Origin of the sequence: Burkholderia sp. Bp8998 (assembly GCF_003854235.1) — a bacterium.
Classification (GTDB): domain Bacteria; phylum Pseudomonadota; class Gammaproteobacteria; order Burkholderiales; family Burkholderiaceae; genus Burkholderia.
The window spans coordinates 33,289-50,245 of record NZ_QTQF01000016.1; the positions used below are offsets into that span (position 1 = coordinate 33,289).

At 56.4% G+C, this 16,957-nt stretch carries 9 protein-coding genes; all 9 read right to left on the reverse strand.

Annotation, left to right across the window (positions count from 1 at the left end):
* Positions 1 to 98: 98 nt before the first annotated feature.
* Genes DIE06_RS17410 through DIE06_RS17450 form a run of 9 tightly spaced genes read right to left on the reverse strand, consistent with a single transcriptional unit; the run spans position 99 to position 16,601 of the window.
* Positions 99 to 5,831, reverse strand: a complete 5,733-nt coding sequence (locus tag DIE06_RS17410; RefSeq protein ID WP_124662469.1) for a glycosyltransferase — start codon at positions 5,829 to 5,831, stop codon at positions 99 to 101.
* Positions 5,832 to 5,840: 9 nt separating this feature from the next.
* Positions 5,841 to 7,700: a BNR repeat-containing protein gene (locus DIE06_RS17415; RefSeq protein WP_124662470.1), complete on the reverse strand. Its 1,860-nt coding sequence runs from the start codon at positions 7,698 to 7,700 to the stop codon at positions 5,841 to 5,843.
* Complete coding sequence (locus DIE06_RS17420) at positions 7,697 to 10,402, reverse strand: hypothetical protein (protein ID WP_124662471.1); 2,706 nt, start codon at positions 10,400 to 10,402, stop codon at positions 7,697 to 7,699. The genes DIE06_RS17415 and DIE06_RS17420 overlap by 4 nt, the downstream gene beginning before the upstream one ends.
* Positions 10,403 to 10,404: 2 nt before the next feature.
* Entirely contained in the window at positions 10,405 to 11,673 is a 1,269-nt protein-coding gene (gene wecC / locus DIE06_RS17425; protein WP_124662472.1) for a UDP-N-acetyl-D-mannosamine dehydrogenase, read from the reverse strand.
* Entirely contained in the window at positions 11,667 to 12,785 is a 1,119-nt protein-coding gene (wecB, locus tag DIE06_RS17430) for a non-hydrolyzing UDP-N-acetylglucosamine 2-epimerase (protein WP_124662473.1), read from the reverse strand. The genes wecC and wecB overlap by 7 nt, the downstream gene beginning before the upstream one ends.
* A gap of 14 nt (positions 12,786 to 12,799) precedes the next feature.
* On the reverse strand, positions 12,800 to 13,972 hold the full coding sequence (locus DIE06_RS17435) for a chain-length determining protein (protein WP_260433640.1): 1,173 nt from the start codon (positions 13,970 to 13,972) through the stop codon (positions 12,800 to 12,802).
* Positions 13,969 to 14,631: an ABC transporter ATP-binding protein gene (locus tag DIE06_RS17440; protein ID WP_124662474.1), complete on the reverse strand. Its 663-nt coding sequence runs from the start codon at positions 14,629 to 14,631 to the stop codon at positions 13,969 to 13,971. Before DIE06_RS17440 ends, DIE06_RS17435 begins: the two co-directional genes overlap by 4 nt.
* On the reverse strand, positions 14,628 to 15,443 hold the full coding sequence (locus DIE06_RS17445; RefSeq protein ID WP_124662475.1) for an ABC transporter permease: 816 nt from the start codon (positions 15,441 to 15,443) through the stop codon (positions 14,628 to 14,630). Before DIE06_RS17445 ends, DIE06_RS17440 begins: the two co-directional genes overlap by 4 nt.
* A 6-nt stretch (positions 15,444 to 15,449) precedes the next feature.
* Positions 15,450 to 16,601, reverse strand: a complete 1,152-nt coding sequence (locus DIE06_RS17450; protein WP_260433641.1) for a polysaccharide biosynthesis/export family protein — start codon at positions 16,599 to 16,601, stop codon at positions 15,450 to 15,452.
* Positions 16,602 to 16,957: the final 356 nt, after the last annotated feature.

Sequence of the window (16,957 nt, forward strand, 5' to 3'; positions counted from 1 at the left end):
TTCAAGGACGCTTCAAACAACCACCGTAAATTTCACAAGAATTGCACTCCCCGCAAACGCCTACGACTTGCCTTTACCGATCCTTACGCTCCCTGCATTCACCCGAGCTCGGCGGCTCTCAGATCGTGTTCACGAACCGCCGCCTGAACGGCGCTATGCAGGTCTTTGATTGCCGGAGACGAGAATGCCTCCCGAACTCGCCCCGGATAGTCGGGATGCAATTTTTCGAGCGCGGCATTGCCCTCGGCAACCAGCTTTGCCTTCTCACCCTTGAAGCTGGCAGTTCGCACGTGGAATACGAACGACCACGGAGACAGAAGATTCTTGTAACCTGCTTTCAGTCCACGCATGCAGAAATCATTTTCCTCTCCGTAGCCACGCGGAAATGCTTCCTCGTCAAATGCACCAACTTTGTCGACAAGCTCCCGCTTGATGTACATACAGAAGCCGTTTCCGGTCGGAAGCTCGATCGGATCTTTAGGAGTACTCCCCGACAGAACCACGGATGCATATTCGTCATACGACATGCTGTCCGGTTTCGGATTCGCTCTGCCCGGGACAGGAAACGAAAATGCGCCTGCGTTGTCACTCATGGCAGTCACCGTGCCGACCGAGTCTGGCCCATACGCTGCGATTCTCAGTCCAAGTAGCCAATTCGACGTCACCACGGTATCGCTGTTCAACAGAACGACGTCATCCGTACCGGCAAGCTTCAGCCCTCTATTGACCGTTTTCGTATAGCCAATATTTCGCTCGTTACGAATCACGGTCACATTGCCTGCACCGTCGAATTTCGAAAGAGCAGGAAATACGTGCTGATCCGGGCTTCCGTCGTCGATGACGAGCAAGCGCATATGTTGCGGGTCAGTATTCGCGATAACGCTTTCGATGCAGGCTATCGACTCGTTCAGTGCGTTATATACAGGAACGACCACCGTGACATCTCGATTAACTGCGTGCGACGGAAAACGCCCATATTTTTCCGTCGCGAGCTTGAGCATCTGCTTGGCCTGATCCGCAGCTCGCGATACTTCGTGCACAACCGGATCTCGTCCGAGAATTTTCGAGAACGCCTTGCCGAGGTTGCCCTGAAGCGTTGCCGGTGTGTATTTCTCGAGCACAAATTGCCGACCTGCCTCGCCGAAGGTGTCTATCAGTGCCGGGTTCGCACAGAACTCCCTGACCTTCTGTGCAACCTGAGCGACATCCCGATACGGAACCAGGAATCCCGTTTTCCCGGATTGGACGAGTTCGCCCAACGCACCCCAGTCGTACGCAATAACGGGGCGTCCTGCCGACAGCGCCTCGGCTACCGTTCGTCCGAACGATTCCGCAAACAACGACAGGTTGAGAACCACATTGACACCCGCCAGCGCTTCACGAGGCGTTTGCTTGTAACCAGCAAAAACCACATTGCGTGGAATTCGCCCACTCTCCTGCAGCGCCATGAGCTCGCTTATTTCCTTGCGCTCGGGACCAACCAGCCAGAATCTCGCCCCGGGGGCGATCCTTTCGCAAATTCGGGCCACCTCGACGAGATCGTAGATCCCCTTTTTCGGGATATTGCTGCTGATCAGCGCGAATGTGATCTCACCCGGATAAATGCGATTGGGCACGTCGAGGCACGTCAGATCAACCACGTTTGGTGCGACGAACGTGCGATCCGGATGTCCCAGCGCCTCCGCGGTCGTTCTCGAGTTCGCCACGACGTAGTCGGCGCTCGCATAAATGTGGCACGCGATGTCGTCGGGCGACATCCCGATCGCCTTCGAAAGATGCTCGTCGCTCGAAATCATTTCCCGCACATGAACGACGCCGGGCACGCCACATTCCCGAGCCGCCAGCAACGGCTCCCGGATAACGATCGTGTTGACGTATACAGCGTCGATCGAATGCTTTTTAATGATGGCAGAGAATCGTTCCACGGCAGATCGCGACATCGGTACTTCTTTTTGCCAGTGTTGATACTCGAAAACATAGAGCACATGGACGTACTGTAGAACCTCTGCCAGATACGCCTCGTTGCCGAAACCCGGGAAGGTTGCAACGACGTTGAAACCGCATCCGTTCAACGCGACGAGCATGTCCAGGAAGCTTCGTTCACCGCCGAACAATTGCGTTCCGGCCGCGTGTGCGCACAGGAGTAACCACGGCGCATCCGGCCGGATCGCCTGCTTGCCGCCGACAAACGTGTCTCGTTTAGGCACCACTGCGTCACCCGATACATCCGCGATAGGCCAAGACACGGGTTGCTCCCGGTCAAGGATGGCCCGAGTCTCGGCGCGAGCGACCGCAGGACGATAGACGGCAATGCCCCTCTCAAGATTTCTTTCCGAATCGACTCGCCACGCCTTCACGACGTACCCATCCTCCGCATAGTAGGAGAAGTCGTCAGGCACGTGCTTTTCCGACCATCGCGCAATAAACCTCGCTCGATTGTGCGCAATATATTTTCCGCGGCCGGGTGTCTTGCCTTCATAGTGAATCACGGTGGCATCTGCAGCGTACCAACAATGTCCATGAAAGCGCTCTTTGAGCCTGAGGCACAGATCGATGTCCTCTTGCCCGTTGATGAATACAGGATCGAATCCGCCGACTTCCGCAAAATCCTCGCTGCGCAGCGCGATGCAGGCAGCCGTAATGGCCTGGAACGGCCGGCTCTTGTTGATGCACTCGGCATCCCCCGGGAATTCCACGTATATCGGATAGCCGAGGGCACTCCATCGCGAAAACACCACCCCGCCACATTGCAGCGTTCCGTCCGGGAACAGCAGCTTGGGCTGAGCAGCCATGATCTTTTCATCCGCAAGAGGCTGTACCAGTTTTTCCAGCCATCCCTTCGTGACCGTCGTGTCGTTGTTCAGGAATACGACTGACTTCCCACTGGCGTGCGCAAAACCGACGTTGCAACCGAGGGCAAAATTCAGGTTCTCCCAATTTCGTACGACTTTGACCCGCGTTCCGCTCTTGAGCTTTTCAACCTGCGCCGCCGTGACCGGGTCGCTGCCATTGTCGACGAGAATGACTTCCCATGACAGCGTCGAATCCACGTTCAATATCGACTGCACGCATTTCACGGTGAGCTCGGGTTGGCCATATACCGGAATCACGATAGACACGTCGAGCGTGCGAGGCTTCCGAGATTCCGCGGCGATCCGATCCCAGTCGATTAGCGTCCGGTTCAGTACTTCGAAGCGGAACTGCGGCTCCTTCTCCGGCTCGCTGAACAGTAACCTGCCCTCCCGCGCGCCGCTGGACAGATAATGGAACAACGGCTCGACCCTGTGTCGCCTGACATCCTGATTCTGAGACAGATATTGTGTCGGACTGAACGACTTGACCGGACGCTTTCCGCTGAAGCAGCCGATCAGAATGTAATGCGTCAACGCATCGACATCCATCGGCAGCTCTTCGGAATACTGAAATCTGTAAAGCGCGTCGTCAAAGATTCCCGCCTTCCGGATTGCGTCCACATATCGCGCAAGGCCCGCTCGATGCGCAAGAACAGCGCCTACGTCAGCCTTGCCGACGAAGGCGGGATTGTTCGTCAACTGAAGCGTGCAATTTCCTTCGCCGCCGCTCGATCCGTGCAGCAGGCCGACACTTCCACCGTAAATGGTCGGCAGGAGCCCGAATGCGCGCTCCAACGCGTGTTCAATCTTTCCGTCCTTTTTGTTCGCAGCCTGCTGGTCCGCGATATGAAAGGTTGCATACCCGCAAATTTTTTCGAGTAGTTCAGGACGAACCCAGAACATCGTTCCTGCAAAAAAACCCCAGTCCGTCTCGGGGATTTCCCTGCCGTAGCTCTCCCTCAAGATACGTGAAACGTTCGTCTTGTTCTCGTACATCAGTCTGGGCGCCGACTGATACAGCATCGCTGGTCCTGCCAGGCAGAGTTCCGGATGCCCCTCGAATGCGCGAACCACGGAGGAAAAGGTTTCGTCGGAACCCAGCAAGCTGTCGAGCATCACATTGCGCCACACGACCGCAGATTCGTCGTAGCCGCGCTTGGTGTGAATCTTGCACACTGCCAGGTATCGCTCGTTGATCAACGTAGGAATCAACGAGAGAAATGGAAGGATGTCCATCCCGAGATTGGGGCCGAAGGCGAATCGTGCATTCGGGAAACTGCGAAGAACATTTTCGTGCGCGCTCGAAGCGAGTTCGACAGGCGCCGTCACAAAAAGGTCGAAAGCGGTATCGATTCGCTCCAATCGCACACAAATTTCCGGCCAGATCTCCGGATAAAAATAATGGACGACAACGGCAATTCGACCAGACACGCCGCCGCGTCCCGCATTCGTCCACGGACGATCGTTTGCCAATCCACTGGCGTCCCTGATCGCGGGCTGGCGTGTGTCTATGCGTCCCCGGTCATTCGTTGTCTCATATCCCGGATTGCAAGCGCTGGCTACTTTCAACAGGTATTGAAGCGTATCGCGAACCTTCTCGTCCATGTGGTTGAGAAGGATCTCACAGTTTTTCGACAGCGGTAGGTTACGGTGTTGCTCGACAGCCTGACGCAGATGAAGCATATTCGTGTCGTGACCAAGCTCGCCTCGAAAATACGCACGTCCCACCTCGCTCAAACGGTCAGCAGTACTGGAATCGGTCAATACCTGCTCCAGCCGAGCACCCAACGTTGCTGGTGTCACCGCCAGGAGCGCGCCTCGCTCGATGGCGTCTGCCAGTGCTTGGGTCTCGCTTGCCAGGACAGGCATGCCGATGGCCAATGCGTCAGACAATTTGGCCGGAATCTGAAGCTGTGCGGCGGCCGAACCGACATCCTGCAACAGAACGCAGACGTCCCCTACGGCAACGATTTCCGGGGCATTGTCGATGGACTGATTGCCGATGAAAAGATATTCGACACCGGCAATCGCTTGCAATTTGGCCTTCAGCGCCGCATCGGAGAACTCGCCGACGATGACGAACATCACGTCATCCCGCTTGAGTGCCGCAATGGCTTCGGCGGTTTCAATCAATCCCTTGTGCTTCCTCGGCGTGCCGAAAAACAGTACGACCTTCTTCTCTTGCGGCACGCCGTGCTTTTCCCGACTCTTTCGCTTGAACTCCGGCGACGCATCAAAGAGCTTTTCATTCCTCGCATGCTGAATGACATGGCCACCGTATCGATGCTTGAGAACGGCGTTCGAAACGGTAACGCCGTCGAAAGACTCGACGAGCCCGACGGCTAGACGCGTCCAGTTCTTCCCCGCGAGGTCAGCGAGAGCAGGCAGCTGATGATGTTTCTCGATGTATTCGTCAATGCCGACAGACGCATCCTCACCAAAAAAGGCGAGTTCGTCATCGTCGACATCGACGATGACCTTGGCCCCCCAAATCAGCTTGTAGAGAATCCCCAGGAAGATATTCGGGGTTCGCGGCTTGGACAAATGCACGATGTCGCAGGGATGATCCGCAACCAGTTCGATCGCCTGGTCGATATAGCACGACTCGTCGTCCGCCACGAAGCAGTGCTTCGCGATCCGACTCCCTCGAATGGGCTCCCAGATCTGTCGCCCGTACTTCGGAAAAATGCTGCCGACGATTTTCACGTCTGCAAAACCTTCATACAACATAGCCAGCGTGTAAGCACGCCCGGCGGGATTACGCCCGAGGTCCCAACCGCACACCCCTACACGCGTTTTTTTGACGCATTGGCGCTCTCTCAGGTACTTCCTCCGCGCCAAAACGAAGTTCGCCGAGATGTGCTTGGCCAACCCCGGAGCCTTGAGCAACACCCTCGCGTAGTGGCGAATAGCGTCTTCGAAGTTTCCCGCCCGCATCGATGCGTTGCCAAGTGCGAGAGACGTATCCAGATTTTTCATTTTTTGGACTTAGTTCTTGAATTTGAATTGGATGTCCAGCAGTGTGACGGGCCCATACGTCTGCCGCCAGCCGATGTCATGACTGGGTTGCTCGTTGTACTGCAGCAACATACTCAATACGTTTTCCTGCTCCCACCGCAATCGGTCGATTACGGGTTCCGCGTACCCGAGATCCTCATCCCACAGAACCCGGGTGTTGTCTTGATGCCAGGTGTACTCGGGAGCGGCCAGTACTGTCGCAACCATTTTTCCGCCGCTGTGATCTCCGCGAGTGATGATGTACGCGTTGTCGTGGCGGTCGATAACGATCTCCGGCCGACTGATCGGAATCTGCAGCGTTCCACCGCCTTGCAACGCAAATGGCTCAACGCGTTGCGACACAATCTGGTGATGCCATTGCTTACCGTCATACCGCAAGTGTTGATACTGCGGGATGCCGTTTGCATCATCGGCATAAAAAACGATATGCGGGCGGTTGCAGCTGTCGAGCGCCATGCTGCATTGATTAATGAGATTACTGCCCGGAGACACCGGATGTACCGTTTCAGCATTTACCGGTGTAATCGGAAGCTTGTAGCCCCGCCCTTTGGACGTTACCCAACTGATTCCATTGTCCAGCGAGCAGGCGTAGCCGATATTGATGTTGTTGACCCGGTCCTCCACGCCCAGCGTATGTGTACGCCAGACAAAGCTCAGGTGCAGGCTGCCGTTTCGACCAATAGCCGGGTGGTTCCAATAGGCGTTGCTGGTCCACGGCTTCGACTCGCTACCGCTCAAAACAGGTATCGGATGGTCCGTCCAACCCGTGGATGCCTCGTCATAGGTCTTGAGACGCGCAGTGCCGTTGTTGTGCACGCCATCGCGATATAGCAGCGTCAATGGAAAGCCATGATGCGGCTGCATGAAAGTCGGGTAGGTTACCTTCGTTTCAGCCTCTCCAGTCATGGGCAGTTCATCGGACCAACTCGATATATCGTTGGGTCGAGTGCTTCGGCGATATCGCAACTGCGTAGCATGGTGGTCGTAACAAATGTGCAGATGGTCAGCGCGATCGATACCAAGACTAATGCTGTTGTGAGCGTCTGCCAGATTGTATTCACCGCACAGGTCAAACGTCTGGAGATCATCTGTTTCCAGATCACGGCGCGCGATGCGCAGCGTATGCGCATCGACATAGAAAGCCGTAATTTGTTTTCCCTGATGAGTCAGAACACCGTGGTGGCGAAAAATGACCGTATTGATTGTATTCCCGGCCCAAGCATCGCCTAAATCGAATTGAGCCAGCTTGACGACGTGAAAACGTCGAGTGGAGTGCGAGAAAGGTCGATCCGACCGTGCAAGGCTCTCCAGCTCTCTGTCAAGATGGCCGGGCGCTACGCCAAGGTCGCTGCACTGCTGGTGGATTCGTGCCTTGGTCAGCAGCGACCTGTCTGACCCGGGTGTACCGACGGCAATGGAAGATTCGAAATGCGCGAGCGCCCGCGGCAGATTGCCAGCCACGGCGGCGGCACGCCCCAAGCTGTTATGGACGCCTGCGGCAAGAATCTGGCAAAGGAGCTTCTGGCTGATCCCCCAATCCTGGGCGAGTCGAATGAACTGTTTGGCTTCGCCGATTTGCCCGGTTTGCAGACGCCCCGCCGCTGCGAGCAAGGCCAGCTTGGCTCGATCCGGATGACGCTGCAAGACGCCGCGCCCAAGTTGGGCGAGGCTGTGCCAGTCGCCGAACTGCCATTGCGTGCGCGCACGCTCCAGCAGATTCTCGTCGTAAGGAACAACGGAATGTGCAGAATCGACCTCGACCACCGTGACGGGCTGCGCGGACTCTTTCACCGCCGTCTTATAGCGACCAGGCGCCGACTTCTTTCTCATAACCCGGACTCTCGAAGCAGAATGTCCTTGATCAAATCGAGTTGAGCTTCGGCCCGAACCATCTCCTCCTGCACAATCTTCTGACGCGCCGCCAGCTCCGCCTCGTACACCTGACGACTATGAATCAGTTGTTCCAATACGTTGACTCGCGCAAGGCGTTCGGTTGCCTGCCTGGCGGAGTCGCTGTGTTGCCCGGCCAGCACTGACTTCTCGTGCTCCAGTTGTACCCTGGCTTGCTTCAAGGCCTCGATTTCGCGTCCGCGCTCGGCCATCTGCTTGGCGGCCTCTTCGTATCGACCAGCGAGCGCTGCCTTATCCTGCTCCAGTTGCGCCGTGGCCTGCTTCAGCGCCTCAACCTCGCGGGTGCGCTCTCCCGATTGTTTCGCGGCCTCTTCGTACTGACTTGCCAGCTGGAGCTTGCTCTGCTCCAGTTGCGCCCTGGCTTCCTTCAGCACTTCGACTTCCTGGCACCGCTCGGCAGCCTGCTGCGCAAGTTCCTGATGTCGACTCGCAAGTGCGACCTTGTCTTGTTCCAGCAATGCATTGGCCTGCTTCAGTACGTCGACCTCGCGGCTGTGCTCGGCCGCCTGCTTCGCCGTTTCTTCTCGCTGCCCCGCCAGCGTCACCATGTCCTGCTCCAACTGCGAGGCACGTTGCTTGAGTGAGTCGATCTCACGGCTACGCTCAACCATCTGCTTCGCAGTTTCTTCACGTTGCGCTAGCAACGTTGCCTTGTCCTGCTCGAGTTGCACGTTGAGTTGCTTAAGTGTGTCGATCTCGCGGCTACGCTCAGCCATTCGCTGCGCCGCTTCTTCGCCCTGCTGCGCCAATACCAGCTTTTCCTGCGCCAGCTGGATGTTGGCACTCTTCAACGCATCGGTTTCCTGAACACGTTCAGCGACTTGCTTTGCGACATCTTCATGCTGCCCCATCAAGGCTGCGTGGTCCTCTTCCAATCGCGTGTTGACCTTCTTTAACGCATCGACGTCGCTACTCCGCTCAGCCAACAGTTTCTCGGCCGCCTGATGCAAACCGGCCAATGTCGTCTTGTCCTGCTCAAGTTGCGCATTGAGTCGCTTCAGTGCTTCGACTTCGCGGTTACGCTCGGACGCGTGCTTCACCGCGTTGTCGTGCAGGTTGGCCAGTACGATCTGGTCTTGCTTGAGCTGCGCCATGATGCGCTCCAGCGCATCGACTTTCCGTGCTTGCTCGGTCGCCTTTTTCGTGACCTTTTCGTATCGCATCTCCAGCGCAGACTTCTCCTGCTTGAGTTGCACCTTGGCTTGCTTCAGCACTTCGACCGCACGACTACGGTTCGCTGCCTGCTTCGCAGCTTCCCGGTGCTGCCACGTCAATGCCACCTGCTGTTGCCCGAACTGCGCGTTGGCTTGCTTCAGGCCTCTGATTTCCAAGGCATATTCACGCGCTTGCGCAACCGCCTCTTCGTAGCGGCGTGCGAGAACCAATTGGTCCTGCTCGATTCGAGCATTGGTCTGCTTCAATGCCTCAACCTCTCCCGCCCGTTCGCGAACCTGCCGGGCAACCTCTCCATGGAGATTCGTCAACGACTGCTTGTCCTGTTCGAGCCGGGCATTCGCCTCCTTGAGCGTCTCGTTTTCGTTACGAAGTGCTCCGAGCTGCTTCGATTGCTCGTCCCTTTCCTGTACCAGGCCGCTCAGTCGAGCATTGGCCTGCTTCAATGCCTCAACCTCGCCCGCCCGATCGCGGACCTGCCGAGCAACCTCTCCATGAAGATTCGTCAACGACTGCTTGTCGTGTTCGAGCCGAGCATTCGCCTCCTTGAGCGTCTCGTTTTCATCGCGAAGTGCTTCGAGCTGCTTCGATTGCTCGTCCCTTTCCTGTACCAGGTCGCTCAACTGGCGTTCGATCTCGGCACGACGCTCGGAAAACCCGGTCTTCTGCCTGGCCTCACGCTGCAGTGCATGGCGTGCTTCATGGCGCAACTGCGCGGCCTGCCGCCCTTCCGACTCGCTAAGCGGAGTATCGGAAGGCAGGACGTCCAGCATGGCACTGGCTTCGATAACTTCACCCGCCTCATGAAGCCGAAACGCAAGCCATTTCAATCGGTAGGGCTTAGGGTCCAGTGCATACGCGCGACGTGCAGCTTCAGCCGCACGCGGGCGATCACCTTTCATCAGATGCCGTGCCAACGCCGTGTAGCCGTTGGCCTGCATGGCGGGTGAACTCGACGCCCGCGACATGAGTTGGTCGACTGCGTCGAAACTCCCCTGATCGTACGCGTCAATGACCTTGTCGAATCCCTTTCCGCCGAGCAATTCCGGAGGTGTCTGCCGGCTATACGCCCGCCAGATCTTCCAGAGCTTTCCGGGCAACGTCGCAATCGCCCCCGGGGAATCCGCGCCCTCGATCAACAAGTTCCCGAGCTTCGAATTCAATGAATTGCGCGTCTCGGTCTGATGGACTTGCCGCTGAACGTCCACCAATGTGAGCAAACGCCGACCTTCCGCCAACGCTTCGGGCAGTTCGTCGTCCACCCAGCCCCTACCGATCGCAACACCGGCTTGCGGCGCGACAGCAAGGTCAGTCGCAGACGACTTGTTCTGCAGATGATGACGCTCGAGCGCCTCCTGAACCTGATGGAGTTGCAGGAGTAACAGCTCGTTTTCTTCTCCAATCTCGTTGAGACGGGATTCGAGGTCGGCCTGAATTTTCTGGTCCATTATCATTTTGCGTTTTTCCAGATACCACGCGTGTCGACAAGCACTTGCCAGCCGCCAAGCTCGGGCTTCAAGTTTTTGAATTCCGCGTGATCGACAAGCAAGACGAGGACGTGGGCCTCCGCAATCGCGTCGTCCAGTGCCGACAGGGTCGCTTTTCCGGCCACCAACTCATCGGGCAACGCTTGAAGGTTCGGTTCCACGATCGCGACTTTTCCGCGGTGGCAATTCGCCAGCGCCTGCGCAACTTCAAGGGCCGGGCTTTCACGCAAGTCGTCGATATCTGCCTTATACGTAATGCCGAGGCAAGCAACACAAATTTCCTCGACTGAGACACCCGAACGGACCAGCGCTTCAACAGCCTCACCGACCTTGCGAATCACCCAGTCCGGCTTCGCGTCGTTGACACTGCGTGCAGCCCGAATGAGCCTCGCGTCCTGCGGTGCGCCGTCCACGATGAACCACGGATCGACCGCAATGCAGTGTCCTCCGACACCACACCCGGGTTGCAAAATATTGACGCGGGGGTGCCGATTGGCCAGCTTGATCAGTTCCCAAACGTCGATCCCTTGCTTGTCGCAAATCATCGACAGTTCGTTCGCAAAGGCAATATTGACGTCACGGAAGCTGTTTTCCGCCAGCTTGCACATTTCCGCAGTGCGAACGTCCGTGACGATGCAGTCGCCCTGTACTACCAAGCTGTAGAGCGCAATCGCCGCCTTTGAACAGTTCGCCGTCATGCCGCCGATCACACGGTCGTTGACGACCAGTTCATGCACGATGCGACCGGGTAGGACGCGCTCGGGGCAATGAGCTATCCGAATATCGGATGCGTCGCCGGTCTGTTGCGGGAAAGTAAGATCCGGGCGGATTTCCGCCAACCAGTTGGCCAGCAATTCGGTCGCACCGACAGACGATGTCGATTCGAGAATGACCAAGTTGCCTTTGGCCAGCACGGGTGCGATCGATTTGGCCGCAGCTTCGATATAGCTCAGATCCGGCCTTCTGTCTGCCGTCAGCGGCGTCGGCACGGCAATGATGAACGCATCGGCAGGCTCGACGCGCGTCGTCGCGCGAAGATAGCCGGCACCCACCGCGGCGTGAACCAGAATGTCGAGTTCTGGTTCGACAATATGGATATTCCCCCGGTTGATGGTATCGACGACATGCGACGACACATCGACGCCAATAACCCGCATCTTTCGCGACGCAAACAGCGTAGCGGTCGGCAGGCCTATGTAGCCTAGGCCAATTATCGAAATCGAATTCAACATGCGTTCACCAAAATATCGCGAATGCGCCGGGCAGCATTGCCATCGCCATAGGGATTGGCCGCCCGGGCCATGGCGGCATATCCGATCGGATCGTCGAGAAGTCTGTTCGCCTCAGCGACGATCACCGCTTGACTAGTACCGATGATCCGCACCGTGCCGGCAGCCACAGCTTCCGGACGTTCCGTCGTCTCACGTGTCACGAGCACCGGCTTGCCCAAGGCCGGCGCCTCCTCCTGGATCCCGCCCGAATCCGTGATCAGCAGGGTGGCTCTGTCCATCAGGTAAACGAAGGGCAGATAATCCTGCGGTTCGATCAGAAATACGCCGGGAACATTGCCGAGCAGGCGATGTACAGACTGCCGGACTCGAGGATTGAGATGGACTGGAAAGATGATTTCGACATCGCCGCGCCGGGCAATTTCCCGCAACGCGTGGCATACGGAGTCGAGACCGCCGTCCAAATTCTCTCGGCGATGTCCTGTGACAAGAACCAAACGCTTCTGCGGATCGAGAAAGCCAAAACGCGAATCAAGTTCGCTGCGCTGTGCCACGTCGTCACGCATCCTTGCTGCAGTGTCCAGAAGGGCGTCGATGACCGTGTTTCCGGTAATGTGGATTTTCGATTCGGCAATGCCTTCCCGAAGCAGATTGTCACGAGCACTGGATGTCGGAGCGAAATGGTATTTCGCCAGAACGCTCGTCAGCCTACGGTTCGCCTCCTCCGGCCAAGGAGCCAGCAAGTCTCCCGTCCGAAGACCGGCCTCAACGTGCCCGACTTCGATCTGTCGATAGTGTGCAGACAGAGCCGCAGCAAGCGTGGTCGACGTGTCTCCCTGCACCAGAACCAGATCCGGCCGAGCCTTGCTCAATACGATGTCGAGGCCAGCCAGCGCTCTGCTTGTCATCCCAATCAGCGTTTGATCCGGTGCCATGACGTCAAGATCGTAGTCGGGACAAATACCGAAAAAATCGAGCATCGAATCGAGCATCTGACGATGCTGTGCCGTCACGCAGACTTTCGTCTCGATCCCAGGTTCGTTCCTCAGTACACCGACCAGCGGTGCCATTTTTATCGCTTCTGGTCGGGTTCCAAGGATAATCAAGGCCCTCATTGAATCCCCCAAATTCAATCTACGTGATCACGAATGATGCTTTCCAGCAATTTCAAAACACCAATCAATGACGCAGCAAGCAGCAGAGTCAGAAATGCGTTATAGAGTCGCTTCGGCTGCAATGGATAGCTTGGTCTCGTCGGTGCTTGCAGGATTGAAACCATCTTGAGCGTGCGGGCTGCGTCCATCCGCCCTTTCTCAAGCGCCGAAAGCGCGGTTTTGTACAAGTCCTGTGCAAAGCTCACCTGCATCTGCAAGCGCTGGAACTCTTCTACGGTGTAGTTGAGCGTCGCTTTCGACGGTGACGCCAATTCAGCCCGCTTCTGCGCGATCTGCTTTTGAAGCGCGTTGAGATTGTTCCGAAGCATCACCACGGTTGGCTGATCCGGGCTCAACGTCGGAGGCAATGAAGCAATTTGCGTTTGAACATCAACTTTTTGTGCCTCGAGCTTGTCAATCAGCGCATTCTGACTCTCTGCCGTAGCCTGTGGCGCCATCAACCCCTTGCGGTTCTGAAAATCGATCAGCGTATGCGTCGCATCCAGAAGACCGCCATGCGCGAGCGTCACCTGCCGTTCGAGGAAGCGCACCTGTGACAAAGCCAATTCATGATCAATCTGGTTCATGTGCGCTTCGCCTTCGTGCACCATGAAATTGACGATTTCCTGCGCAGTCTTCGAATCATAGGCTTGAGCCTGGATGCGCAGTACACCACTGTAGTCGTCGTACTCGACATCGATACGCGACAGCCAGTAGCGATAGAACCACTCCATCGGTGCATTCTTGAACCACATCCGCGAAATGGGATCCCGATGTCCATCACTGAAATGAGAGCGCAAATCCAAAGCGTCATCCAGCTTCTTAAGAACATCTTCAGACAGAAGATATTCGCGCAATAGCAGTTGATCGCCGCGATTGGGGCCACCAGCACCAGGAACGAGCGTTGACACGTCGAGACTCGGACTGCTGATCTGATCGGTAGATCGGATGATCACATTCGCATCCGACACAAACCGATCGGAAGCGACGAACAGCCAATACACAGTGGCAAGCACCGCATAAATCAAAATCACCTTGATAATCAGTCGAAATGCTTTCATCGAGAAAAGCGTCGACTTTCCTTTTTCATACGTCGCAGTCAGCTTGGCACCAATGCGCCCACTTCTGCTCACTGTTAATTCTTTCATACCAAGATAGCGTCCTTATAAGCCCTCAATGCTTCATCAAGTTCATCGAACCAATATGCTTTGCCACCATTGATCCAGATACCGGACTGGCAAAACTGTTTTAGCGTGCCTTCATCATGGGAGACCATGATCACGCTTGCCCGATCTACCTTACCCTTGAAAGCATCAGCAGCCTTTTTTCTGAATCTGGCATCGCCCGCAGCCGTCACTTCGTCCGAAATATATACGTCGAACTCGAAAGCAATCGACAACGCGAACTGCAGACGCGATCGCATCCCCGAGGAATATGTCTGCACCGGCTCATCAAATGAGTCACCTAACTCGGTGAAATCCTGAATAAACGAAAGTCGATCCTTCAACTCTTCTTCACGACCATACACTCGGCAAACGAATTTCGCATTTTGACGTCCGGTCAGCGTCCCCTCCAGCCCACCTCCACCTACCGGCCAGGAGACGCGACAGTGTCGTTCAACTCGCCCCTTTGTCGGGTAATCAACATTCCCGATAATGCGCAATAGTGTTGACTTTCCTGCACCGTTCACGCCGATCAGAGCGATATTCCGTTTCGGCGGGATCGTCATGCTGATGCCCTGCAATACCCACTTGCCGGCCCCATGCTCTGTCAGATATCGCTTATGAACATCTTCGATAATGATCATTTCATCACCAGCTTTTTTGCAAATCGCCGATAGAGCATCAGACCCACAAGCATAAATATGATGCCGCCTTCATACAGATAGGCAAGACTCACTTCCGGGAGCGTGTGATATGAGGGTAGAAATCCGAGTCGCACCAATTCGACGCCGTGGACAACCGGATTGACTAGCAATATCTCACGATAAGGCGTTGGCACCAGCGCAATCGGAAACATCGCTCCGGAGATATAAAACAATGGCAGAAAAAGTATTTTGAAAACGTGATCGAGTTCCGGCACGAATTTCATTGCAACCGAAGTAATCAGGCCAAAGCCCAGCGCGAACAGCCACAGTCCAAAAATGCTGACCATCATCAGCAACGGATCTACCGGCAGAAAAACCGGGTTAAGCATACCCGGTGTGATCATCCGGCCCGCAGCGATAGCGATGAAGAAAATGATGATTGAAATCGGAATCATCAAAAACAACTCGAGGATGGCCCTCATGAACGCCGCATCGAATGGCTTGACCTGCCGGTATACGAAGAAGGCCTTGTTGCAGTCGATCCCATGCAGCACCTGGACCCAAGTACGCCGCCAAAGCAGGAATCCAATGAATCCCGCGATGATCCACATGGTTATCTCGATTCCGCCAATCTGGTGAATGTGGAACGTGATATATCCAAACGCGTGGATCGCGATATAAAACACGGGCTCGACCAGCAGCCAGAGCCAAGCCGCACGTGCTTCAAAGAGACGATCCAACGCCTCGCGCAGAAACATCGCACGCCAGACCGAAACCGTAATCTCCATCGGAGTACGCACCTTTCCCGCCATGGCCTGTTACTCCAGTTCCCGGTTAATGGTCGCCGCCGGGCTGGCCACCATCACGACGAGCGTAAGGAACTTCTTGAACTCAACCTCGGGCGAGTTCGAGACGTAAATCACGTCGTGATTCTGAATCGGGAAGTTCTGCGTCACGAAGAACGCCGCGGGATCCCGCAGGTTGATCTCGTAGACCACGGGCACGGTGCCATTGATGGCCCTGACCGTCTTGTCCTGCGCATCGACCAGCTTCGCGTCCTCGAACCGGAACACGAACACGCCGCGCGCATCCGCACGGTTGTCGTTGAGCCCGCCCGAACGCGCGAGCGCCTGGGCCAGCGAAATGCCTTGTGCTTCGAACGGAATCTCGTCGTTCTTGCCCGTTGCGCCCAACACCGAGAAGCTCTGCGACTGGAAGAGCGCCGTGACGACATCGCCCGGCTTGAGCACGACGTTCTGGTGCGGATCGCGAATGACCGAATCGAGCGGCATCGTGGCGGTGACACTGCCTCGCGAGAGCTGCACGGCCATGCGGCTGACCGACTGCTTCACGCCGCCGGCAAATGCCAGCGCATCGAGCAGACGCTCGCCCTTCGGGGTCAGCGGCATCAATGCGCTCGTGTTGACTTCACCCACGACCGTGATGTTCGACGCATTGTTCTTGGTGACGCTGACGAGCACCTGCGGCAGGTTCGCCTTGCCCTTGAGATGGCTGACGATGCTCGCCTCGATCTGCTCCGTCGTGCGCCCTTTGACCGGGATCCGCCCCGCGAACGGGATGGTGATCGTGCCGTCGGAGGCCACCATCTGGTTGGGCAGCGTGACGCTATTGGCCGTGCTCGTCGTCATCGGCTGCGCGGGCGCCAGCGTACTGAACAGCATCGCCGGCGGCGCCTCCCAGATCGTCACTTCGATGACGTCGCCCGGGCCGATCAGATAATTGTTGGTAACCGCACTCGGAAAGATGTTCGCGAACTGGCCCAGCTTCTTGCTGTCGGCAAGTTTCCTCGCCAACGTATCGTTGACGTCCACCAGTTGAATACCTTCGACCCGCCCGCCGGTCTCGGGCACTTCCTGCACTTTCTGTCGGGACGCGCCGGACGCGGGAATCCAGTCCGGATAGGTTGCACACCCCGACAGCGCCAAAGCAGCAAGAGCGGGAATTGCCAATAAACTCTTTTTCATGGATCGTGAGGCCAAGACTTTTTACTATTGATTTGCAAGCGTTATTTTCCCGGGCGCCCAATCAACGCATCCCCCGAACACCCGGTCGCTCATTCATCTGTCGATTGGCTCGATCCGGCCATCGACATCTCAAAAATTCTTCACTTAAATTTGCATTCTTTCGGCCATTGACGACCGAAAAAGCAACAAATCTCCCCTCTGTGACAGCGGGAGAAATGGTGACTACACGTCGAATCCCGCCATGGACACATGGCCAGATGGCAAACGAACTTCAGGGAACCATGGAAAATCACAAAAACGACGGTGCGCCTGCGAGACACGTCCAGCCTTGCCAGCCGGCC